This is a genomic window from Ruminiclostridium papyrosolvens DSM 2782, from assembly GCF_029318685.1.
Taxonomy (GTDB): domain Bacteria; phylum Bacillota; class Clostridia; order Acetivibrionales; family DSM-1351; genus Ruminiclostridium; species Ruminiclostridium papyrosolvens.
On record NZ_CP119677.1, the window covers coordinates 1271675 to 1294824 of the forward strand.

Genomic DNA, 23150 nt, shown 5'->3' on the forward strand with positions numbered 1-23150 from the left:
TACGTGATGAGATATGGGTAAATTAATGAAAAAAATTGAGCAGGAAGTAAAAGGAGTATATATAACAAAAGAATGCTGTCAGGACCTTGTAAAGCAAAGATTCTCTGGACCACTAATTACAAAGTATTATGGTTACTGTCTGGCAGCAACGGGAAGATGGCTTGTTAATCCTAAAGATACAGAAAATGAAATAGCTGGTCAGAAATTTCAGGCAGAAACAATGAATTTGCAGAGCAGATATGAAGCATCAAGAATAGATGGTGATACATTCTTGGGGAAAGAATATCCTCGTGAATTGGGATTGCCTGTTAGAAAAGCAAATTATCAACTTACTTCAGAAAATCTTTATAACCAGATTATTTATCTAAAAGACAACATTCCGTTAACACAGGGCTATATGATGCTTTGTATAGGGGAAAAGCCAAACAAGTTTACACATGCCCTTGGCGTAATTATAAACGATGGGAATTACTATTTTTTTGATGCTAATGAGGGCTTTTGTTCAATGAAAGGTACAGAAACATTCTGGGGTTTTATTTATCACTACGTAACAAATCTGGATTACGGACTGTTAAAGCAAGGGTATACCCATTTTCTGGTTGCATTATATAACCATCAACCATCGTAATATACACCGGCTGTACGGGATGAGTCTGCGAAATAAAAGAGGTGAAAAACAAAATGCCGGGTGTCAAATTCAAATACCCTGACGAAACAAGTGTATTTCCAAAGCTTGTGTCGGCTATAAACGCTTTATGTGCTGAATATGGGAACAGCTGTATCTGTACCTCAGGATACAGAAGTCTGGAAAAACAAAAAATAATAAATGCACAAACACTGGCGAAAAGCAAAGACAACTACCAAAAGCCAAACGGGGCTGTTTACAACAAACAAGGCCAGTGTTTAGCAGCGGCATATGGCAAAAGCAATCACTGCTACTGTATTGCAATGGATATTTCGGATGTATGGTTTAAAGCACTTACTAATAAAGAAATAGAAAAATTCGGGCTGGTAAAGCCAATGAGCTATGAACCTTGGCACGTGCAATTGATTGAGCATACAGGACTTTCACTTTCACAGAAAGTTGCAATAAAGAAAAGTGTACTGGGGATAAAAAGGAGCTGAAAAAATGTATGGATGAATTTTACAGTTGGGATTATCTGAGTTCTTTTACGGGTATAGTTGCCTGTGTCACCCTGATTATACAGTTTACGAAGGTATCGATTGATAAAGTATGGAAAATACCTACAAGGTTTGTAGTTTGGATGTTATCCTATATACTGCTGGTTCTTGTAAGTTGGTTTACTACAGGAATAACTATAAATAAAATAATAATGAGTGCCTTAAATGCCATCGTAGTTACTTTGGCATCAATGGGTGCATATGAAGCGACTTTTAAAAAAGTTGATGAAAAAAGGTAGACAATAAAATACGGATTTGTATTATGTTAAATCTCTTGTAATAGCTGTTAAATGTTACAAGAGATTTTATTTTTCGTTTCTTTATGACAACTTTTATGTTAACAAATTGAATAATTATCATAAATTGACAGTAAAGGTTTTATATGCTAAACTTATTTCCGGGTTTAATAGATTAAACCATAATCTATTTATAAAATGCTTTTCAAAAAGGTATTAAGGTTGGTTTGGGCTAATTCCCGGATCAAGCTTTAAATACAAAATTTTTGTATTAAGGGAGGAATGTAAAATGAAAAAGTTTTTTGCTTGCTTGCTTGTATTGGCTATGATCGTATCGATTATACCAATAAATATCGCAAGTGCGGCAACAGGTGGGTATTATGCCACCGGAACCTACAGGAACGTCTTTGTTGAGACAGGAAGGACAGAGGCTCAGGTTCAAGACAAGTTGGCTGCTATGTACGATAAGTTTTTCAAAGGAGACACTAACAACCAAAGACTGTTTTATGAATCGGGAAGTGACGAGGCGTACATAAGGGATACCGGAAACGGTGACGTACGTTCGGAAGGTATGTCATACGGTTTGATGGTTTGTGTGCAAATGGACAAAAAGAAGGAATTTGATATGCTGTGGAAATGGGCTAGAAACCACATGTATCAGACCTCCGGTCAATTTAAGGGCTTTTTTGCATGGCAGTGTAACTATAGTGGCGGTATAATTGACGCTACTCCTGCTTCAGACGGAGATGAATACTTTGCTATGGCGCTTCTCTTTGCTGCACGCAGATGGGGCAACGGAACAGGTATATTCAACTATGAAGCAGAAGCACAGACTATATTGGATGCAATGCTGCACCAGTCAGATGACGGTGTTGGATATAATATGATAAATAAAAACGCAAATCAGGTGGTTTTCTGCCCAAGTGCAGGAAACTATGATTTTACAGATCCGTCCTATCATCTCCCTGCATTCTATGAATTATGGGCAATGTGGGGACCTGAAAGAGACAGGGCTACTTGGAGTACTGTAGCTGCCAAGAGCAGAGAATTTTTTAAGAAGTCTACTAATTCAACAACAGGACTGAATCCTGATTATGCTAATTTTGATGGTTCAGCAAAAGAAGTTTCATGGAGTTCAGGTCATGGAGATTTCAGATTTGACGCATGGAGAGCTGTTCAGAATTCTTGCGTAGACTATGCTTGGTGGCAAAAAGACAGTTGGCCTGCAACCACTTTTGCACCAAAAATTCAGGCTTTCTTTAAAAACCAAGGTTTATCCTCTTACGGTAACCAGTATACATTATCCGGTTCAAAGCTTAGCAGCGATCATTCTCCGGGATTGGTTGCTATGAATGCCGTAACATCTTTGGCGCAAGATGCAACAACTGCTAAGCCTTTTGTTGACGAATTATGGAATACTGCTGTTCCATCAGGTCAATACCGTTATTATGACGGCATGCTCTATATGCTTGGAATGCTTCATGTAAGCGGAAATTTCAAGATTTGGGGTGCAGAAACACCGGAACCTACTGTAACACGTGGTGATATTAACAATGATAAAACTATAGACTCTATAGACTTTGCATTGCTGAAATCTTATCTCTTGGGTAAGACAACTACATTGCCGAATATTGAAGCAGCCGACACAAATGGTGATGGAACTGTTGACGCAATGGATTTGGTCGCATTAAAGCAATATCTCTTAGGAATAATTAAAACGCTATAACACCTTGACATGTTATTTTTTTACAGGGCAGACCCCGTTATGGGTCTGCCCTGTAAATTTTGTGTAAAAACACCTTATTTGACAGACTTGGTGTAGTAAATTAAACTAAAAACTAGATTTAGTATAATTCACTACACTGAGGTAATATAATGGATGAAATAAAAATATTTGATGCAGAACTACGATTTATGAACATTATCTGGAACAATGAACCTATAAAAAGCACCGAGTTGGTTAGTATTGCAAGTGAAGAACTGGGATGGAAAAAATCAACTACATATACAGTCATAAGAAGGCTTTGCGAGAGAGGGATAATAAAAAATAAAAACACAAAAATAGAATCACTGGTAAAGCGAGAGCAGGTAATGAGGTACGAAACACAGGAGCATATAGAGAAGCTTTATTCAGGCTCTCTAAAGCTTTTTTTTACTACTTTTTTAAAAAGAAAAAAACTAAGCAAGGATGAAGTAGATGAGCTGAGAAAAATAGTTGATGAAAATAGTTAATTTATACAATTTCCTTATTATAGAACTCAGAGAAATTCATGGAATCATCAATATAAACTATTTCTCTGCTAAAATTATTTTTAAACAACACATTTTGAAAACTCTTTATTTTCTTAAACCTTGTTTCAATAAACGTGGAATTTACAAAAGAAGAGTCATTAAGATTTGTTCCGGCAAAGATTGAGTGGGAGAAGTTGCAGTTGTCCGACTTTGTGGTACTTAAATCTGTGCCGCTAAGGTCAGTAGAGGAAAAATTAATGCTTTTTAATTCAGATTTACAGAATACAGTACTATAAAGTTTAGCATTAGTATAGTGATTATTTGTTTGTTTAGTGTTCTCGAAAAAACAATGCTTAAGTTCACTAGTGGCAAAATCAGTGTCTTTTATGGTAGCTCCATGAAATTTTGCATTTACGCCCTTACTGGATATAAACGATGCATTGTCTATTTTTGTTGCAATAAAGTTGGTTTTATTAGTAACAGAGTAATCAAACTTTGTTTCCGATAACAAAGCATGGTTAAAATTTGCCCCCGTTAAATCTGTATTTGTGAAAACGGCTTTTTGGCAATTGGAAAAAGCAAATCTGGATCTTCTTAAATCTGCACCGTTAAAATTCCAGCCTGACAGATCGACACCCTCTAAAAATATCCCTCGTAAGCATGTCTGACTTAAATCGTACTTGTCACCAGATCTAGAAATTAATTCAATAATTCTAGATATAGCCTTTATAATTCTATCGTATTCTTCTGAAGTTGATATCCATTCACCAATCATCTGGTTTTTTTCCTCTTCAGTAATTTCTGAAATTGAAAGATTTTTTAGTTTCTGTGTAGAGTTTATTTTCCAATTTAGTGTTTTCTGAATCTGAATATTTCTATAATCATTGTTCCTGCTATTAACCTCATCCATATCAAAGAAGAAGTTTTCTGTTATTTCTTCCTTGGACATTCCAAGGTATAATAGCTTACTTGCCAGTTCGAATTGTTTTTCAAGTAAAGATTTACTTTCATCAAGTAAATATGGCAATGTTTTAGTGGGCATCTTTAACAAAGCGGCAAGACAGGTAGAAATAACATCGCTATTGTTATCAATTTTTAAGACATTTATCAGAAACTGAATAGAATTACTGTATTCACTTAGCGCTTGTATAGCAGACAATCGAATGGTGGTATCGGTGTTTCCCAATTCTTTAAGTAAATTTGAAACACGCTCCTTTTCGTTGTGCCTAATTTGATTAGAAAGACCTTCAGATTGTAATTTCAATGCCTTTGATGTATTTCTGGTTGTAATAATTAATGTTACAAAAGCGAGAATAATAGGTATAAACTGAATTAATAGGGAATAGATTCTTGAATCATACTCCTCCTTAAGCTTTTGAGTTTCTAGAAATATTTTCTCTTTTTCTATATCAGATTGCTGTACATTTTTTATAACAGGAGATATATTGAATGTACTTATATTAGCTTTACTATGGGGCAAACTGCACCCTGTAAGAAATACAAAAAGTACTATAATTAGGCTGGTTATTAGCATTCTTTTCTTAACCATTTAATCCCCCTTAATTGAAAAAATATACAAATTACTGCTATAATATTAGATATTACAACAATTAACTTTATAAGTAAATATTGCTGTATAAAATCTTAAATAAATAATAAATTATGTTAAAGTTTTCAGAAGTTATTGCAATTTAATTCATAAAAATTATTGGCAAATAAGGTGAATTTATGGGAATTGCTAAAATTGAAATATTAAATTATAAATCTATAAAAAAATGTAATATGGATTTGACTGACATAAATCTTTTAATAGGCGAAAATGGATGTGGTAAATCCAATATTTTAAGTGCTGTCAAATATTTTATCCAAAATTTAGGGTCTGATGAAGAAATAAATGATTGTGGCAATATTTTTGACATTAATAATCCATTCAGTAATTGTGTTAAAATAAGTATATATTTTGATATAAGTAAATTCAGATTGATTGCTTCAAATCAATTATTAAAAAACGAAGTTAAAAGATACAGAAGTTATTATCTTAAAATAATGAAATTATCTGTAAATAAACTATTAAAGGTATCTTTGACTAAAATAAAAGGCAAAAGGATTATATGGAATATACCTAGGGATGATAGAAAGATACTGAGTTCTATTTTTCCTGTCTATTTTCTAGATTCAAGAAGAATAGACTTATTTAATTGGTCTGAACTATGGCATTCTATAGGAGATTTGATAAAGCTAGATAATGATATACGTATCGAATTTCAAGAAGCTATTAGCAAGCATATGGATGAATGTAAAGATTCTAAATTCATATATACACTTAAAAATATTAATGACATTATCAAAACATCACCAGTACAGCTTTTACAATATTCACCTAAAGAATATTCTAATTCGCTTTTAAAAACATATTTGCAAGGAGATACATTTACTTATAAAACTAAAAAGCTTGCATATTTTTCCAATGGAACCAATGCATATAATTACACTATTTTTCTATTGGATATTCTGGAGCTGATTTCAAAGACAAAACTTAAAACGCCTACTATTGTACTAGATGAACCAGAATTAAGTCTGCATCATTCACTGATAGATAATCTTTCAAATAAGATATTTGAAAGCGGAAGTTATATAAAAACTATTGCTTCTACACATTCCCCAAGATTAGTTAAAAATGTTTTGCAAGATAGTGAGCAAAGAAAGCTAATTTATCATGTTAAATTTATTAATAGCTATTCAAAAATTAGTAAGATGAAGTTATTTACTGATATAAATTCACGTGAAAAGACCTTTATTACTGATGACCATTCAAATGCTTATTTTTCTAAAATTCTCCTATGTGTGGAAGGAGAATCTGATTTGGCTTTTTTCAGCAATAAATATATTAGGGATATTTATCCTATATTAAATTTTGTTGATATTTATAAATCCATGTCAAATAAAGTAATTGAAAACATAATACATCCACAAAAACGAAAATATTCAACTACTTGTATTACTCTATTAGATATGGATAAAATACTTAATTTTGATATTAAAAAATCAAAATTTAAACTCAACTCATTTTTCAAAAAAAGCGGTGAGGCTTACAAATACCAACTTTCTTATAATAGTGCTCCGCTTAATTACTTATATAAAAGAATAAGCGGGATTGTTAATAAAAGTCATATAAGTTATGATGATAAGTGGGGATTCTGTGATGATGCGCATTATATTACATTAGTAAAGTTGCTCAAAGAATACTTTGCAAGTCAATCAATCTTTATCAATGCTACTACGATTGAAGGAATGATTGTAAACAAGGATAATTTGCAGATTTTTACAGACTTTTATTTGAAAAAATTAAGTGACAGTGAGTTAATAAAATTTCACAGTATATATGATTCTTTTATAACTGTTACTGAAAAGTGCAATTTTTTAAGGCTTTTATGCAATGGGAAATCTGATACCATCTTAAATACTGACAAATTAAAATTACCCAAAACTGAAACTAAAAACATTGAAATATTGAGAAAAAGAAAGACTGACGGATGGATGAGTGAGTTTATTGAGTATTACCTGGAAAAACTGATTGAGCGAACAGGATTGGTATTCAGTAACTTTAAGGAGTACAAATCTCTGGTAAATAAGTATCCCGATTTAAAAAATTTTATAACGAATGAATTTAAAGTAGATTTTAAAGAACTTAACAGCTTAATACAATTGATTGAATTAAATAGTGGTGTTATAATATAATTGCTTAGGTAAAACTGGTAGCAAATCTATTAATTGTATATAATTAATAGGCCCTTGAGCGGGCGTGAGAACCCGATAAAACCAAGGGAACTTTATTACAAATTGATCATATGTTACATTGTTTACTATACTGTTATCTATGTATTGCACGCGTGCGCCGCACGCGTGCCGAGTCGCAAAGCGAATATTTAAGAGAGTACCAGTTTTTATTTAAGCTAAACTAGGGTGTTTATGAGAATTTATAAAGAAGAATATTTTTATAATAGTATATTACAATGTAATAAACAAAAAGTATTAAATGGTCTGGAAGCTAAAAGCGAGGCTTACTTTAAATACGAAATTCCAAAAGCAAATAATAAAAAAAGGACAATATCTGCACTTGATAAAGACAGTTTAATTTACGAGTTGCAGTCAAATTTATATAAGAACTTTTTTTCATTTCAGCCCATACCGGTATGTGTTAAAGGTTTCGTAAAAGGAAATAGCTATTTAGACTTTTTGAATGCCCATATTTACGATAATTATTCAACATATTTTGTTAGATTGGATATAAGAGACTTCTTTGATTCAATTAGCAAAGAGACGATGATTTCAACCCTACAGGAATTTATTAACATTGAAGATGTTATAAATGTCATTTATGATATTTGTACACTTGAAGATAAGCTCCCACAGGGAGCAGTTACTTCTCCTTTGTTATCCAATTTGGTTTTAAGAAGAATTGATCAAAGAGTAACACTATATTGCCAAAGCTTAGGCGTAGCCTATACTAGATATGCAGATGATTTGTTGTTTTCGAGCAATGAAATAGATTTTAGCCAGCAGAAATGGTTTGTTAAAAAGATAAAATACATATTAGGCAGTATAGATTTAAAAATTAACTACAATAAAATAAAGTATGGCAAAGATTTAATTTCCATAAATGGATATGTTGTTAATAGTAACGTTAATTTATCTAGGAAAAAGCTCTATAATTTAACATCGGTATTATACTTTTTCAATAAAAATAAAGGTAAATATAAAAAGGTATACAAAGTTGACAATAAAATATTTATGAATACCAATTGGTTGCACGACTTAAATACATATCTAAAAAACTCAACTTCAACAAATTTAGAATTTGTAAGTGTACATAAATTACAGAATTTTCTTATAGGGTATCGGGCTTATTTAATATCATGCATAAGTTATTCTAGTGAAAACAAAGTTAATCAATATAGTAGTAAAATAAAGCACATTGAGAGTATTATTAATAAACTTTTAGAGTTAAATCAATGAAATAATTTACCTTGACACTTAATACTTTAGAGTGATAAACTAGGTTATTATAAATTAAAAAAAGGCAGGAGCTAATATGTTAAATTTTCGGTTTATAAAACTGAATAATGGGTACAATATTTAGCACTTGTGGCTATGAGATAAAATCATAGGTGCAAGTGCTAAGACTTGTACCTGTGTGATACTGTAATAGTGAGAATCACATTGGTAGATTATAGACAAATTTACATGTGGTTCTTTTTTATATACAGAAGGGGCGTGGTAATATTTGGCATAAAGATAATGCCTGCATGAAAACACAAGAATTATAATTGAATTTAATGGCGATGACGAAGAGAAGTAACGCAACTTATCGTTCTCAGTGAGTGGGAGATAGTGTGAAACCCATAAAGTGAATTTGCGTGAATAACACTTTAGCAGCTGCAATCTGAACACCGCACAAGTAGTATTGTGTGATAAGTAGGAGAGCCGCAGGCTGTGCGAAAAACAGCAAGGTTTTTTGAACCGTTGAGTGACTGTTAGTCAGTAATTCAGGTGGTACCGCGGACATTATGTGTTCGTCCTGGACTTTTAAGTTTTGGATGAGCATTTTTTTATGCTCAAATATTGATTTTAAGGAGAATACTTATGAACACATCAAACATATATCGTAACAGAACAATGGACAAAATCAGCGAAAGCGACGTTGGCTGGGGATTAAAAATAGCAGGCTGGGTTGAGAATATCAGGGATCACGGAGGAGTTTCCTTTATAGATCTCAGAGATATGTATGGGGTAATGCAGGTTGTAATGCGAGACAAAGAGCTTTTAGCCGGAATCAACAAGGAAGACTGTATATGCGTTGAGGGTAAAATTGAAATACGTGACGAAGAAACATATAATCCTAAAATCCCTACAGGAACAATTGAAATGGAAGCACAATCCGTTGAAGTGCTTGGCAAGGTATACAAACAGCTGCCTTTTGAAATAATGACTTCAAAGGAAATAAGAGAAGACTTACGTCTTAAATACCGCTATCTTGACCTGCGTAATAAGAAAGTAAAGGACAATATAATTTTCAGATCAGAAGTTATCAGCTTTTTAAGACAAAAGATGACTGATATGGGCTTTCTGGAAATCCAGACTCCTATTCTCTGTGCGTCATCACCTGAGGGTGCGAGAGATTATATAGTACCCTCCCGTAAATATAAAGGAAAGTTCTATGCACTTCCACAGGCTCCTCAGCAATACAAGCAGCTTTTAATGGTATCGGGTTTTGACAAGTATTTTCAGATTGCACCCTGCTTCCGTGATGAGGATGCCCGTGCTGACCGCTCACCGGGAGAGTTTTACCAGCTTGACTTTGAAATGAGCTTTGCCACACAGGAAGATGTATTCCGCACAGGTGAAGAAGTTCTGACAGCTGCATTTAAGAAGTTTGCCCCGGAAGGCAGTTTTGTAACAGAGGCACCATATCCCATAATATGCTATAAGCAGGCAATGCTTGAATTCGGAACAGATAAACCGGATTTGAGGAATCCTCTCAGAATAGTAGATGTAACTGATTTCTTCCAGAGATGTACCTTTAAACCTTTCCACAACAAAACAGTTCGTGCAATCAAGGTACATGCTGAAATGTCAAAAGGATTTCATGAAAAATTATTAGAGTTTGCCGTGTCAATCGGGATGGGTGGTCTGGGATATCTGGAAGTAAATGACGATATGACATATAAAGGGCCTATAGACAAGTTTATTCCCGACGACATGAAGGGCGAGATTGCACAAATTGCGGGGTTGAATCAGGGAGATACAATATTCTTTATAGCAGATACAGAAGACCGTGCAGCGCTTTTGGCAGGACAGATTCGTACAGAACTTGGCAATCGTCTTGATATTTGTGAAAAAAATGCATATCGTTTCTGCTTTGTTAATGATTTCCCTATGTTCGAGTATGACAAAGAAGAAGAGAAGATTATATTTACACATAATCCCTTCTCAATGCCACAAGGTGGACTGGAGGCACTTAACAGCAAAAATCCTCTGGAGATTCTTGCATATCAGTATGATATAGTTTGTAACGGCATTGAGCTGTCTTCAGGTGCGGTCAGAAACCATAACTTGGATATAATGGTCAGAGCTTTTGAAATTGCAGGTTATACGGAAGAAGACCTTCAGCAGAAGTTTGGCGCATTGTACAATGCATTTCAGTATGGTGCTCCTCCTCATGCCGGAATGGCTCCTGGGGTTGACCGAATGATTATGCTGCTGAGAAACGAGGAAAATATCAGAGAGGTTATTCCATTCCCGCTCAATGGTAACGCTCAGGATATGATGTGCTGTGCTCCTAATGAAGTAACAGAAAAACAGCTTCGTGAAGTCCATATAAAAATAAGATAATAATTATTTGAGATATAAAAGTATAGCATTAATAAATGGGACTTTTAATTACCCCGTTTATTAATGCTATTTACTTACCTTGTTTAATCTGCCTTTATAATAGAGTATATTATGTAGAGAAAAGCTTTAAATGGTGTATTGCAGTCACTTTTAAACCACATTCTGAAAGCACCTACAAGGCCTGAGGTATAAAATTCAAGGACATATACGTTGGTAAAGTCTGTTTGGCTGGATGAGTAGTTTGTCAGCAGACCTTTAATAAGCTTCTGCAACTTTTTTTCAAAACCTGTATTGCTGCTGTCACTAAAAAATCTTTCTAGAAAGTCCTGGTACTCTTCGAACAAAGCTACTACTTTTTCGAGTAAAGTATCCTTAGAATTATTTTCTGAATCATTAATCAGATTATATAATTGATATTCAATATCAGACAATACTTTGTTTTCAAGACAATCAAGAGCATCATATATATCTTGAAAGTAATCATAGAAGGTAATTCGATTGTATCCTGCGGTATCTGTAATCTTTTTAATCGTAATTTTTTCTATATCATGATTTCTATATAATTTCCAGAATGCATCCAATAAAATTCCCAGTGTAAATTGTCTACTTTTTGACACATTAATCATACTTTACCTCAAAAACATACATTTGGTACTTTATTGTATGTTGAAATAGCACTCAACTGTTTTATTCTATTTATATAACATATTATGAAGGATTTGTAAAATGGAAACAAAAAGGGATAAAAATGGTACATATATAATTTTGGCCGTTTGCCTGCTTTGTGCGATATTTTTTCTAATGACTATGGCACAAAGTAATAGTGTTCCTGCAAATGGGGGGTTAAGTCCCAAGGATTTATCAGTCAATGCTATAAAGTACACTAAAACACTTTTTGATGATTCCAAAGTACATACTATTGATATTCAAGTTGATAATCGAATATGGAATAACATGATAGAAAATGCCACATATGAAAAATATATTCCTTGTACGATGGTTATAGATGGTGTCAGGATTAAAGAAGTTGGGATAAGGCCTAAAGGCGATACATCCTTAAAACATGTAATGGACATGAATTCTCAAAACTTCAGTTTTAAGGTTGAATTTGATCACTATAAAAAACAGAGTTTTGACGGACTTGATAAAATGATACTAAATAGCTGTTCTCAGGATACAACCTATATGAAGGATTACTTGGCGCAGCATATGATGAATTATATGGGAATAGCAGCTCCGTTGTCCAGCTATGTAAGTATAACATTAAACGGAAAGGCTTTTGGCTTTTATCTGGCTATGGAAGCTGTAGAAAAATCTTTCTGTGTGAGAAATTACGGCGTCATTGATGGAAAGCTGTATAAGCCTGATGCACTTGAGCTGCCCAAATATGACTATATAAAAATTATGGGCAGCGAGACGGAAGACGGTCAATCGGCAGTTGAGTATATGGCAAATGTTATGTCAGGCAATGCCTATAAAGGCCTTGACAGCAGCACAAGGGTTGACATGCTGGGGGATATGGCAAAAGTACTTATTCATTCAAATGAAATTAACACAGATGCCACAGGTTTGGCATATATTGATAATAATCCTAAGAGCTATAAAGCCATTTTGAAATCAGGAGTCTTCACTGTAGATGAAAGTGACGAAGGAAGATTGATTAAATCAATACAAAAGCTGAACAGCGGTAAAGATTTTGATAACACAGTGGATGTTGACTCTGTAATAAAGTACTTCGTAGTCCATAACTTTGTGGATAATTGTGATGGGTATACAAGTATCTTTTCACATAACTATTATCTTTTTGAGCGTGCCGGTAAATTGTCAATGATACCTTGGGACTATAACTTGGCGTTTGGTTCCTTTGCAGTTGATCCGGGAAATTCATCTTCCAACCTGTTCGGTAATTATATAAAAACAACAGATGCTCGATATGGAATGAGTTCTACCAAAAGTATGGTTAATTACCCTATTGATACACCTGTATTTAATGCTGATTTGGATAAAAGACCTATGATGAATGAGATACTTACAAAAAGTAAGTATTCAGATAAGTATCATCAGTATTTTAAAAAATTTATTACTGACTATTTTAGCAGCGGCTACTTTGACACGTTTTATGAAACCACTGTTGAAATGATATCTCCATATATCCAAAATGATAAGAAGGGGTTTTTTACATACAATCAGTTTGTGGAGGGGGTTAGTGATTTAAATAAATTCTGCAAGCTCAGAGCCAAAAGTGTTCAGGCACAGTTAAACAACATTTTACCGTCTACCTTAAAAGGACAAAAAGAGCACCCCGAAACACTTATTGATACACACAATTTGGATATGACCAAAACAATTACAATGTATTCTTTATTGGGAATTACCAACAAAGATATGGATGGGGTATTAAAAATACTTTTGAATTACCTTTCGGAAGAATACAAAACAGACGGTAAAATTGATCTCACCAAATTTAAGTCATCAGAGGATATTATATACCTGAAAAAAATCTTTGGAGTATTGGGGCCAATCGCTTACGAGGTTTCAAAAAGTGTCAGAGCATCAGATAATATTCAAGTAAATACAGGCTTATCAAAAGTTTTGATAATTATGTCCTCAATTGCAATAATCATATTTTCCATATTACTAAGCAGGTATTCACGTGTAAAGTATAAAAAAAGAAGAGCAAGGAGGGGGAGATTTGAAATTACGCCATGAATACAAGATATTTCTTAATTATTCAGACTATCTTACCGTTCGCTCACGATTAAGAGCAGTAATACCTCATGATAACCACGTTGATGAAACAGGTGAATATAAAATAAGAAGTCTGTATTTTGATAACATGTACAACAAGGCGTTATACGAGAAAATAAGCGGAGTTAGTATACGGGAGAAATTCAGAATTCGCTGCTACAACGACAATTATGACTTTATAAAACTTGAGAAGAAAAGCAAAATAAACGGAATGTGCAGTAAGGTATCGGAAACAGTCACAAAAGAAGAAGTAAGGCGTATAATTCAGGGGGACACAGAATGGATGCTTAATTCTGACAGGCAACTTGTTTCAGAGTTATATACAAAAATGAAAACAGAACAACTAAGGCCCAAAGTGATTGTGGATTATAACCGTGAGCCCTTTGTATATTCAGCAGGAAATGTGAGAATTACATTGGACAGGAATGTAAGGACAAGTATAAATAGTGTGGATATGCTTAATCCCAATGTTCCTACAGTTCTGGCAGAAGGTCAGACAATAATTTTGGAGGTCAAATATGATAATTACAAACCCACCATGATTTCAGACATAGTCATGGTTCAGGACAGGCTTGTATCTTCCTTTTCAAAATATGTAGCCTGCAGAAAATTCGGATAAACACATCTAGGGGGTAAAATAAAGTGGACAGTATCTTAAATTCGAGTTTTATAAAGAATGCCACAGCGGTAAGCGGTTTTGATATGTTTTTAGGAATTATAGTTTCATTTTTAATAGGATTTTTTATTTATATGGTTTACAAAAAGACATTTTCGGGGGTAATGTTTTCAGCAAATTTCGGGCTATCGTTAATAGGAATGGCAATGATAACATGTGCGGTTATACTGGCAGTTTCCAGCAATGTAGTACTTTCCCTCGGTATGTTGGGCACACTTTCAATAGTTAGATTCAGGACGGCACTAAAAGACCCCTTCGACATAGTCTTTTTATTTTGGGCAATTACATCAGGAATAATCGTTGGTGCCGGAATGATACCCCTTGCAGTTGTAACAAGTCTTCTAATGGGTATCGTTATGACTGTTTTTGTTAACAGAAAAAGCAGGACCACACCCTATATAATAGTAATTAATTGTGAAAACTCAAATGTTGAAGACGGCGTAATTGATTTAATTGAATCAAAATCGGCAAAGTCAACTATTAAAGGTAAGACGGTATCCAAAACAGGTATGGAGCTTACGGTGGAAGTTCAGTTAAAAGACGGATACAGCAAATTTGTTAATGATATAATTGAGATTGAGGGTGTTGTAAATGCCGTTATGGTCAGTTATAACGGAGAATACATGGGGTAATACACTACAATATGAAAGGAGATTCAATCATTGGCAAACAATATTATGACTGAATCAAATATGAAAAACAAAAATAATAAGATTTTAATAAATACTATATTTCTTCTGATATTGGGTCTTGCATTTGCAGGTCTGGTTCTGTTAATTAAGTCCGGTACTATAAATGGTTTTGACAGTACCGTTTATGATTTTTTGAGAAGTCTTAAATCACATACAACAAAAAAGATTGTTAAGTTTCTGGGAAATATAGGTGATCCACAGGTGAATCTTTATTTGGGATTGGCAACAGCAGCACTTGGTATTGTAGTTTTTGCTAACAAGGAAGGGTATTCCAGGTATATATCATATTCTGCTGCAATACTTGTTGTATCCTTTTTAAACCCTTTGCTAAAGGACATTTTTAACCGACCACACCCTGATGTGGAAGTGGACAAATTCTCCTTCCCGAGCAGCCATGCTGCAATGGCATTTATTTTTTATCTGGTGCTTTATCTTGTAATTAATAAACGTATTAAAATAAAAGCAGGCAGAATTTCACTTTTGGCTTTTTGTATAATAATGCCTCTGATAATCGGGTTTAGCCGTGTTTATCTTCAAAACCATTATGCAAGTGATATCATTGGAGGATATGTAGAGGCCGGAATAGTATTTACAATTGCGATGCTTTCCAACAGCATATATGAGAGTTTTACAGCAAAAAAATAATTTAAGTAAATAAAAAAGATTCTTCTTTACGTTAAAATCCTAAAGAAGAATTTTTTTATGTATCAATATTACACAAATATGAACTTTTTCTTAATATTTAACGTCAAAATTGATAATAATTACTAGTGTGTTATAATTGTTTAAAGAAAAAATAAGGAAAAAGCTGCTATATTATACTCGGCTGAAAGCGAGGAGAAGTACTAAATGTCAAAGAAGTTATTATCAATAATTGTTCCGGTTTATAATGAACAGGAAGTAATAAATGAAACCTTTAAAAGGCTTTCCGGAGTGTTTGAAAACTATTTTATGGATGTTGAGTACATTTTTATAAATGACGGAAGTAAGGATAATACATATTTAGAACTCAGAGAAATTGCCTTGGCAAATCCGTGTGTGCGGGTAATAAATTTTGCAAGAAATTTCGGACATCAGATAGCTATTACCGCAGGGATGGATTATGCAAAGGGAGACGCTGTAGTAATAATAGATGCAGACTTGCAGGACCCGCCTGAAGTTATTCTTCAAATGGTGGAGCAATGGGAGCAGGGCTTTGAAGTGGTATATGGAAAAAGGCTTCAAAGAGAAGGGGAAACCTTCTTTAAAAAGTTTACTGCCAAAATGTTCTACCGTTTCCTTGACAGTATGACAGATGTCAAGCTACCTGTTGACGTAGGTGATTTCAGGCTTATTGACAGAAAAGTATGCGATGCAATGAAATGTCTCCCGGAGCGTTCAAGATATGTTAGAGGCTTGGTGAGTTGGGTCGGCTTCAAACAGACAAGTGTAGAGTACAGACGTGAAAAGAGATTTGCAGGCGAAACAAAGTATCCCCTTAAAAAGATGCTCAAGCTGGCAGGAGACGGAATATTTTCATTTTCGTATAAACCCTTGAAGCTTGCAACATTTGCAGGAATGCTTGTTTCTATAATAAGCTTTATATATCTGATTGTTGTTTTGATACAGAGATTTGTAAAAAACGATATTGCCTCAGGCTGGGCTTCATCAATGGCGGTATCCCTGTTCTTAAACGGTGTGATGCTGATAGTCATAGGCATTATGGGGGAATATGTCGGTAGGATATACGAAGAAGTAAAAGCCCGTCCATTATATATTGTAGGCGAGTTATTAGGATTTCAGGATGGGACTGAGAGGAAAAGCGAAATAAAATGAAATTAAAAAACAGAGATGCATTAAATAAGACAATAATAATCCTACTGACAGCCTTTACAGCATATTTATTATATCTGAACTTTTTGTACTCTGTATATAATAATGCGTTTATATTTGCGTTGATGGTAATCCCGGCGGTACTAATAGTTTACTTGGTTTCATACAAGATAAATATATCACCGCTGGTATTTTTTGTGGTAATATTCCTCTTGGCATTTGCGGCTAAAGGTTTAGTCGCAATTACATCTGATGCACTGCCTATATCCGATTTTAACACATTCTATAATTGTGCCGTAAAGCTCAATAGCGGAGACAAGTCCTTCGGACATGGCTTTTATTTTAAGTCATTTCCATATCAGACAGGGCCGGTTATATACTATGCCATGATTATGAAATTATTTGGTACGGGGCTTCTGCCTTTGAAGCTTGTAAATTGCTTCTTTATGGCAGGCTCCAATTCCCTTATTTATCTTATTGCCAGAAAAATATCAAATGATTATACAGCAAGATTTGTGGCTTTATTGTATCTTTTGTATCCTGCGCCATATTTCCTGACTCCTGTACTTACAAATCAGCATTTTGCTGCATGTATGTTTATGCTTTCCATATATCTGCTTCTTGAAACCCGCATAAATTTTGCAATAAGAAGCGTTGCGTCCGGCATTTTTCTTTCCTTTGGTGATGCTGTCAGACCTCTTGGTGTGGTTATACTGGGAGGTGTTGTGATTTGGGCAGTTACACAATCCATAAGAGAAAAAAAGCTTATACGTATTGTTGCCGCAGTGGTTATGATTGCAGCATATTTCCTTATGAGTTTTACTTTTTCAAGCATAGTAAAAAAGGCGGACATAAACCCTGAAGGCTTGAGCAATAACTATCCTTTGTGGAAGTTTGTGGTGGGCTTCAATTACGAAACCAAGGGCTCATTCTCTTATCCTGACCAGTACAAAATATTTTATATACAGGATTTTAAACAGAGAAATGAAGTATCAAAGAAGGTGATCAAAGAACGCATATCCATAAGTCCGGGGAAAATGCTTGATTTGATTAATACAAAACAGGAGATTATGTGGAGTTATTTTGATACCATGAAGTGGGGCTTTTATAATAAGGAAAACAATACTCTTGTGGCTTCTGAAACCATGAAAAAATACGAACTCCCTATTCTCAAAATAGAAAAAATGTATTACGTCCTTGTATTTATACTCATGCTTGCAGGTTTATGCTTAACCCTCACACGGAAAAAAACAGGTACAGGCATTATGCTGATAGCTTCAATAATCTGCTGCTATTTTGCAGCTCATGCTTTGATTGAAATACAGGTCAGATACAGGTATTTTGCCATGATGCTTGTATTTGTTCTTGCAGCAAAGGGAAGTGAGCTGTTGATGACAGGTTTTTATGAATACAGAAAAAAATACAGACTGTCAGCCTGACAAAAAGGACAATTCATTATATAATATAAAAAAGTAATATCAATAATGTGTAAATAATATGCCGGAAATGGAGATATAATTCATGCAACAGTACCTAGATTTATGTAAACATATACTAAATAACGGTATTAAAAAGGAAGACAGAACAGGAACGGGAACTATAAGCACTTTTGGATACCAGATGAGATTTGATCTTCAAAAGGGATTTCCATTATTAACAACTAAAAAACTTCATTTAAAGTCAATAATACATGAACTGCTCTGGTTTATAAGCGGAGAAACAAACATAAAGTATTTAAAGGAAAACGGAGTTTCTATATGGGATGAGTGGGCAGATGAAAATGGCGACCTTGGCCCAGTATACGGACATCAATGGAGGTCTTGGAGTACACCGGACGGAAGAAGCATTGACCAGCTCAAGGGAGTTCTTGAGCAAATAAAGAACAATCCTGATTCCAGAAGATTAATAGTAAGCTCATGGAATGTATCAGATATAGAAAAAATGGCTTTGCCCCCATGTCATTGTTTTTATCAGTTTTATGTGATTAACGGGACACTTTCCTGTATGTTGTACCAGAGAAGTGCTGACGTTTTTATTGGTGTGCCCTTTAACATAGCATCATACGCATTGTTTACAATGATGATAGCTCAAAGCTGCGGACTCAAAGCCGGCGAATTTGTCCATACTCTGGGGGATGCGCACATTTATCTGAATCATATTGAACAGGTAAATCTGCAATTGAGCCGTGATACAAGGGCTTTGCCAAAAATGAATATTAATCCCGACGTAAAGGACTTATTTGACTTTAAATACAGTGATTTTACATTAACAGATTATGACCCACATCCAAATATTAAAGGAGCGGTGGCTGTATGATATCAATGATATGGGCTATGGGCCGTAACAATGCCCTTGGCTGTAAGAACAGAATGCCTTGGCACATACCGGCTGATTTTGCATACTTTAAAAGAATTACTATGGGAAAAACCGTCATTATGGGAAGAAAAACTTTTGACTCTCTGGGCAAACCCTTACCGGGCAGAAAAAACATAGTAATTACAAGAGCTACAGACTATAGTCCGGAGGGCTGTACTACGGTTCATTCAATAAAAAAAGCCATGGAGTACATAGGTGAAGAGGAAGCTTTTATAATTGGTGGAGCTGAAATATACAAAGAATTTCTTCCTAGTGCAGACAGACTGTATTTAACTCTGATAGAAAAAGAGTTTGAAGCAGATGTTTTTTTTCCTGAAATTGACTACAGCCAATGGAAACAGATATCAGGAGAGCTTGGCACCAAGGATGAAAAAAATCCATATGAATATAAGTGGCTTGTATATGAAAGAATAAAATAATAGGGGAAATAAGGATGTATAAAAATGTTGACAGAGTGAAGATATTTTGTTATCATATTTATGCAAAACAAGAAGAAGTTTTTCCACTTCTCACCTGAGCGGACAAGATTTGCCGGGTCAATATCGGTTTTAAACATATTTATATGTAATGGCTGAGATTTGAGATTATTAGTGGATACTTGCTTCTATCCACTTTTTTTATTGTTTAAATATTATATGGACTTGAAGAGAATCTTCTTGCCTATTAAATGCGGAGGTGTCAGTTATTAGCAAAAATGAATTAATGATCAATGAGGATATAAGGGATAAAGAAGTTAGACTTATCGATGCTGATGGTACTATGCTTGGTATATTAGCAATTAACGAAGCCCAAAAACTTGCCAATTCAAAAAATCTTGACCTGGTAAAGATCGCTCCACAAGGAGTACCGCCTGTCTGTAAGATAATGGACTACGGTAAATATATGTTCGAGCTTGCCAAGAAAGAGAAAGAAGCAAGGAAAAATCAGAAGATCATAAGCATAAAGGAAGTTAGAGTTTCCCCTTCTATAGAAGACCATGATTTTGAATTCAAAGTTAAGAATGCATATAAGTTCTTAAAGGATGGAGATAAGGTCAAGGTTTCCGTTAAATTTAGGGGAAGAGAAATGCATTACACCTCAATAGGCAACGAAATTCTAGGCAAGTTTGAAGAAGCAGTAAAAGATGTTGGAACAGTTGAGAAAAGACCAAAACTTGAAGGCAAAAGTATGATAATGATACTTAATCCAAAGCAGTAGGATAGGAGGAGAATGATATGCCAAAGTTAAAGACACATAGTGCATCTAAAAAGAGATTTAGAGTTACAGCTACAGGTAAGATCAAAAGAGGTCAGGCTTGGAGAAACCATAGACTTGTATCAAAGTCAAGAAAAGCTAAAAAGCATCATAGATTAGGTGCATACGTTTCAGCTGCACAAGAAGCTACTATCAAAAAACTTATTCCATATAAATAAGAAGGAGGACGAAGGTTTATGGCAAGAGTTAAAGGTGCGGTTAGAACCCGTGCAAGACATAAAAAGATATTAAAGCTTGCAAAAGGATATTTTGGTGCAAAGAGCAAGCTCTACAGAATGGCAAACCAAGCCGTAATGAAATCTTTGAATTACGCTTTCAATGACAGAAGAGCTAAGAAGAGAGATTTCAGAAAGCTTTGGATCGCAAGAATAAATGCTGCTGCAAGAATTAACGGTTTATCATATAGCAAATTCATCAGCGGTTTGAAGAAGTCAGGAATAGAACTTAACAGAAAAGTTCTTGCTGATTTGGCAGTAAACGATGCGGCTGCATTTGCTAAGCTTGCTGAAACTGCAAAAGCTGCTAAATAATAAATTTGACATATGCAGTAAATTTAGAATATAAGGAGTCCTCGTTGAGGCTCCTTTATTTGATTTCATACAATACCGGACAGTTTTCCTGAAAGGAGAAGGACAGATGGACAGAGTAGTTTTTCTAGTGGATATGAACGCATTTTTTATAAGCTGTGAAATGTCCAGAAACTCTGAACTGGCAGGAAAACCCGCTGCTGTAGCGGGTAATCCCAAAACCAGAACCGGGATAATTCTTGCTGCAAACTATGAAGCAAGAAAATTTGGGGTTAAAACTACTATGGTTATTCATCAGGCTCTGAAGCTTTGCCCTGATATGTTGCTTGTTCCGCCGGAGCACAGGTACTATGAAAAAAAGTCCATGGAAGTTATGGAGATACTTGCAAGATTTTCTCCGATTATAGAACAAAACAGTATAGATGAAGCGTGGCTGGATATGTCCGGTACAGAGACACTCTTTGGAAGCCCTGTAGAAGCTGCACAACAGATAATGGATGCAATAAATGACGAGTTGGGCTTATGGTGTTCTATAGGAATTTCTCAAAACAAGCTTTTGTCAAAAATAGCATCTGAAATTAAGAAGCCAATGGGAATAACCGAACTCTGGCAGAAAGACATTCAAACTAAATTGTGGCCTTTAAAAGTAACCGACCTGTACGGAATAGGTAAACAGACTGGACTGAAGCTTAGCAATTTAGGGATAAAGACTATAGGTGAACTGGCAAACTATAATTCACAGGCTTTGGTCAGTTTCCTTGGCAGACAGGGGCTGGAGCTTCAAAGAATGGCAAACGGGATTGATGAGTCAGCAGTTACGCCTCATGTGTCAGGTGAAATGAAGTCCATCGGGCGATCAACGACACTTTCGTCAGATATAACAGATATTGATGAAGTGAAGACGACCTTTATTGAAATGTGCGAAGAAGTCGGCTACGAAGCCCGTAAAAACAATAAAAAGGGACGTACTATTCAAATAACCATAAAGTACTCGGATTTTAAGACAATAACAAGACAAACAAGCATAGAGCCTACTTATCTCACAAAAGACATATATGAGACAGGTTTCTCTGTCTTAAATAAAAACTGGAACAGTTTAATGCCTGTCCGTTTAATAGGAATAAGCATCAGTGGCTTTGAAAATGACAGCCTTTCAGGACAAATGTCACTATTTGATACAATTGAATTTTGTGACAGTTCATCCCGAAAAGAAGAAAAGCTTGAAAAAGCCATTGATTCAATAAGAAGTAGATTAGGAACAAACTCTATTGGCAGGGCCATACAAATTAAGAACCCTAAAATAAAGTAATTATTTTTTTGATATAGGATTGTTTTTCAGCATAAGCCTCTGTTTTTTAAAAATGAACTTAGTGAGCGTAATTAAATCCTGAGGAGAGATATAAATAAAATTCATACCCACTTCGTGCTTCTTGTTTTCCACACTTGTTGAACGGATCACCTGTGCCAGCACCCGTATTTGTCCCATACTTTCAAGGTCGATGGAAATATCCGATATCATGCCGGAGTCAAAGGAATTATCCATAATCAGGCATATACCGCTTCCGCTGATGTTTTTGGTTAATGCATTCTTTAACTCATTTGAAGGTATTTCTTTAAATTCCGGCTTTTCCCCGATTAAGGGCTGGTCATCAACAGTAACATATTTACATTCCAAAACAGTATTGAGTCTGTAGTTCATTCTTCTTTGTATTTTTTTAAATTCACTGGTTATTAACGCATCAAAGGCTTCCAAATATCCTAATTTTTTATATTTTTTTACAGTGGCATTAAAGTGCATCAGTTCTTGTCTGTGACTTAAAAAGTACACAACAATGTTCAGCCCGGCAGAAAGATACTTGTAACGACCCTCACTCATTGGTGCAGCAATAGTTATGTTTTTTTCGTCTGCCACATCCAGCAACTGGCTGATATAGCTGGATGTCTGTGAGGGAAAACTTTTTATGTACTCTGGTATTTCAATTTCTAATTTGGTCCCGATTATAATGTCGTTTGCATTCATTAG

The 23150-nt window shown here is 34.7% G+C and carries 23 protein-coding genes; 20 read left to right on the top strand and 3 right to left on the bottom strand.

The features are described 5' to 3' along the window. Positions 1-25: 25 nt before the first annotated feature. The 5 genes from P0092_RS05620 (at position 26) to P0092_RS05640 (ending at position 3650) form a co-directional block, all read left to right on the top strand. A complete protein-coding gene (locus P0092_RS05620) occupies positions 26-628 on the top strand; it encodes a hypothetical protein (protein ID WP_131451608.1) in 603 nt (200 codons plus the stop codon). Between the two features lie 53 nt (positions 629-681). After that, positions 682-1125: a D-alanyl-D-alanine carboxypeptidase family protein gene (locus P0092_RS05625; protein ID WP_004617018.1), complete on the top strand. Its 444-nt coding sequence runs from the start codon at positions 682-684 to the stop codon at positions 1123-1125. Between the two features lie 8 nt (positions 1126-1133). Further along, positions 1134-1421 carry a hypothetical protein gene (locus tag P0092_RS05630; protein ID WP_004617019.1) on the top strand — a complete coding sequence of 96 codons (288 nt, stop codon included), beginning with the start codon at positions 1134-1136 and terminating at the stop codon, positions 1419-1421. Positions 1422-1707: 286 nt separating this feature from the next. Then, positions 1708-3144: a glycosyl hydrolase family 8 gene (locus P0092_RS05635; protein WP_004617020.1), complete on the top strand. Its 1437-nt coding sequence runs from the start codon at positions 1708-1710 to the stop codon at positions 3142-3144. A gap of 149 nt (positions 3145-3293) precedes the next feature. Next, a complete protein-coding gene (locus P0092_RS05640) occupies positions 3294-3650 on the top strand; it encodes a BlaI/MecI/CopY family transcriptional regulator (RefSeq protein ID WP_004617021.1) in 357 nt (118 codons plus the stop codon). A gap of 1 nt (position 3651) precedes the next feature. Here the strand turns inward: P0092_RS05640 and P0092_RS05645 are convergent, their stop codons facing one another. Beyond that, complete coding sequence (locus tag P0092_RS05645) at positions 3652-5199, bottom strand: pentapeptide repeat-containing protein (RefSeq protein WP_004617022.1); 1548 nt, start codon at positions 5197-5199, stop codon at positions 3652-3654. 179 nt (positions 5200-5378) lie between these two features. Between P0092_RS05645 and P0092_RS05650 the strand changes: the two genes are divergently transcribed. From P0092_RS05650 to aspS, 3 genes are all read left to right on the top strand, one after another. After that, positions 5379-7388: a retron Eco8 family effector endonuclease gene (locus P0092_RS05650; protein ID WP_004617023.1), complete on the top strand. Its 2010-nt coding sequence runs from the start codon at positions 5379-5381 to the stop codon at positions 7386-7388. Between the two features lie 231 nt (positions 7389-7619). Then, a complete protein-coding gene (locus P0092_RS05655) occupies positions 7620-8666 on the top strand; it encodes a reverse transcriptase family protein (protein WP_004617024.1) in 1047 nt (348 codons plus the stop codon). 627 nt (positions 8667-9293) lie between these two features. Then, positions 9294-11042, top strand: a complete 1749-nt coding sequence (gene aspS, locus P0092_RS05660) for an aspartate--tRNA ligase (protein ID WP_004617025.1) — start codon at positions 9294-9296, stop codon at positions 11040-11042. 83 nt (positions 11043-11125) lie between these two features. On the opposite strand, the gene P0092_RS05665 is transcribed toward aspS, so the two are convergent. Then, positions 11126-11668 (bottom strand): TetR/AcrR family transcriptional regulator C-terminal domain-containing protein, encoded by a 543-nt coding sequence (locus P0092_RS05665; RefSeq protein WP_004617026.1) that lies wholly within the window; start codon positions 11666-11668, stop codon positions 11126-11128. A gap of 100 nt (positions 11669-11768) precedes the next feature. Here P0092_RS05665 and P0092_RS05670 point away from each other — a divergent pair, with 100 nt between their 5' ends. From P0092_RS05670 to dinB, 12 genes are all read left to right on the top strand, one after another. Beyond that, positions 11769-13751 carry a CotH kinase family protein gene (locus P0092_RS05670; protein ID WP_004617027.1) on the top strand — a complete coding sequence of 661 codons (1983 nt, stop codon included), beginning with the start codon at positions 11769-11771 and terminating at the stop codon, positions 13749-13751. Next, positions 13735-14409 carry a polyphosphate polymerase domain-containing protein gene (locus P0092_RS05675; RefSeq protein WP_004617028.1) on the top strand — a complete coding sequence of 225 codons (675 nt, stop codon included), beginning with the start codon at positions 13735-13737 and terminating at the stop codon, positions 14407-14409. Before P0092_RS05670 ends, P0092_RS05675 begins: the two co-directional genes overlap by 17 nt. A 23-nt stretch (positions 14410-14432) precedes the next feature. Continuing rightward, complete coding sequence (locus P0092_RS05680; RefSeq protein WP_004617029.1) at positions 14433-15098, top strand: DUF4956 domain-containing protein; 666 nt, start codon at positions 14433-14435, stop codon at positions 15096-15098. Positions 15099-15128: 30 nt separating this feature from the next. Next, positions 15129-15803, top strand: coding sequence for a phosphatase PAP2 family protein (locus P0092_RS05685; protein ID WP_004617030.1), 675 nt, complete (start codon positions 15129-15131; stop codon positions 15801-15803). Between the two features lie 204 nt (positions 15804-16007). Further along, a complete protein-coding gene (locus P0092_RS05690; RefSeq protein ID WP_004617031.1) occupies positions 16008-16973 on the top strand; it encodes a glycosyltransferase family 2 protein in 966 nt (321 codons plus the stop codon). After that, positions 16970-18409, top strand: a complete 1440-nt coding sequence (locus tag P0092_RS05695) for a glycosyltransferase family 39 protein (protein ID WP_004617032.1) — start codon at positions 16970-16972, stop codon at positions 18407-18409. The genes P0092_RS05690 and P0092_RS05695 overlap by 4 nt, the downstream gene beginning before the upstream one ends. 82 nt (positions 18410-18491) lie before the next feature. Further along, positions 18492-19286: a thymidylate synthase gene (locus P0092_RS05700; protein WP_276187102.1), complete on the top strand. Its 795-nt coding sequence runs from the start codon at positions 18492-18494 to the stop codon at positions 19284-19286. Next, positions 19283-19765, top strand: coding sequence for a dihydrofolate reductase (locus P0092_RS05705; RefSeq protein ID WP_004617034.1), 483 nt, complete (start codon positions 19283-19285; stop codon positions 19763-19765). The genes P0092_RS05700 and P0092_RS05705 overlap by 4 nt, the downstream gene beginning before the upstream one ends. Positions 19766-20048: 283 nt before the next feature. After that, complete coding sequence (gene infC / locus P0092_RS05710) at positions 20049-20543, top strand: translation initiation factor IF-3 (protein WP_040758285.1); 495 nt, start codon at positions 20049-20051, stop codon at positions 20541-20543. A 17-nt stretch (positions 20544-20560) separates the two neighbouring features. Then, positions 20561-20758 (top strand): 50S ribosomal protein L35, encoded by a 198-nt coding sequence (rpmI, locus tag P0092_RS05715; protein ID WP_004617036.1) that lies wholly within the window; start codon positions 20561-20563, stop codon positions 20756-20758. Positions 20759-20776: 18 nt separating this feature from the next. Then, the gene (gene rplT, locus P0092_RS05720; RefSeq protein WP_004617037.1) at positions 20777-21130 is read left to right on the top strand and encodes a 50S ribosomal protein L20; all 354 of its coding nucleotides are present in this window, start codon (positions 20777-20779) and stop codon (positions 21128-21130) included. Positions 21131-21236: 106 nt separating this feature from the next. Then, positions 21237-22436 carry a DNA polymerase IV gene (gene dinB / locus P0092_RS05725; RefSeq protein ID WP_004617038.1) on the top strand — a complete coding sequence of 400 codons (1200 nt, stop codon included), beginning with the start codon at positions 21237-21239 and terminating at the stop codon, positions 22434-22436. On the opposite strand, the gene P0092_RS05730 is transcribed toward dinB, so the two are convergent. Next, positions 22437-23147 carry a flagellar brake protein gene (locus tag P0092_RS05730; protein ID WP_004617039.1) on the bottom strand — a complete coding sequence of 237 codons (711 nt, stop codon included), beginning with the start codon at positions 23145-23147 and terminating at the stop codon, positions 22437-22439. Positions 23148-23150 lie beyond the last annotated feature (3 nt).

Bases quoted from the DNA above. Each gene is read 5' to 3' on its own strand.
- P0092_RS05620 (WP_131451608.1), top strand. From the start codon at position 26: ATGAAAAAAATTGAGCAGGAAGTAAAAGGAGTATATATAACAAAAGAA.
- P0092_RS05625 (WP_004617018.1), top strand. From the start codon at position 682: ATGCCGGGTGTCAAATTCAAATACCCTGACGAAACAAGTGTATTTCCA.
- P0092_RS05630 (WP_004617019.1), top strand. From the start codon at position 1,134: ATGGATGAATTTTACAGTTGGGATTATCTGAGTTCTTTTACGGGTATA.
- P0092_RS05635 (WP_004617020.1), top strand. From the start codon at position 1,708: ATGAAAAAGTTTTTTGCTTGCTTGCTTGTATTGGCTATGATCGTATCG.
- P0092_RS05640 (WP_004617021.1), top strand. From the start codon at position 3,294: ATGGATGAAATAAAAATATTTGATGCAGAACTACGATTTATGAACATT.
- P0092_RS05645 (WP_004617022.1), bottom strand. From the start codon at position 5,199: ATGGTTAAGAAAAGAATGCTAATAACCAGCCTAATTATAGTACTTTTT.
- P0092_RS05650 (WP_004617023.1), top strand. From the start codon at position 5,379: ATGGGAATTGCTAAAATTGAAATATTAAATTATAAATCTATAAAAAAA.
- P0092_RS05655 (WP_004617024.1), top strand. From the start codon at position 7,620: ATGAGAATTTATAAAGAAGAATATTTTTATAATAGTATATTACAATGT.
- aspS (WP_004617025.1), top strand. From the start codon at position 9,294: ATGAACACATCAAACATATATCGTAACAGAACAATGGACAAAATCAGC.
- P0092_RS05665 (WP_004617026.1), bottom strand. From the start codon at position 11,668: ATGATTAATGTGTCAAAAAGTAGACAATTTACACTGGGAATTTTATTG.
- P0092_RS05670 (WP_004617027.1), top strand. From the start codon at position 11,769: ATGGAAACAAAAAGGGATAAAAATGGTACATATATAATTTTGGCCGTT.
- P0092_RS05690 (WP_004617031.1), top strand. From the start codon at position 16,008: ATGTCAAAGAAGTTATTATCAATAATTGTTCCGGTTTATAATGAACAG.
- P0092_RS05695 (WP_004617032.1), top strand. From the start codon at position 16,970: ATGAAATTAAAAAACAGAGATGCATTAAATAAGACAATAATAATCCTA.
- P0092_RS05700 (WP_276187102.1), top strand. From the start codon at position 18,492: ATGCAACAGTACCTAGATTTATGTAAACATATACTAAATAACGGTATT.
- P0092_RS05705 (WP_004617034.1), top strand. From the start codon at position 19,283: ATGATATCAATGATATGGGCTATGGGCCGTAACAATGCCCTTGGCTGT.
- infC (WP_040758285.1), top strand. From the start codon at position 20,049: ATGATCAATGAGGATATAAGGGATAAAGAAGTTAGACTTATCGATGCT.
- rpmI (WP_004617036.1), top strand. From the start codon at position 20,561: ATGCCAAAGTTAAAGACACATAGTGCATCTAAAAAGAGATTTAGAGTT.
- rplT (WP_004617037.1), top strand. From the start codon at position 20,777: ATGGCAAGAGTTAAAGGTGCGGTTAGAACCCGTGCAAGACATAAAAAG.
- dinB (WP_004617038.1), top strand. From the start codon at position 21,237: ATGGACAGAGTAGTTTTTCTAGTGGATATGAACGCATTTTTTATAAGC.
- P0092_RS05730 (WP_004617039.1), bottom strand. From the start codon at position 23,147: ATGAATGCAAACGACATTATAATCGGGACCAAATTAGAAATTGAAATA.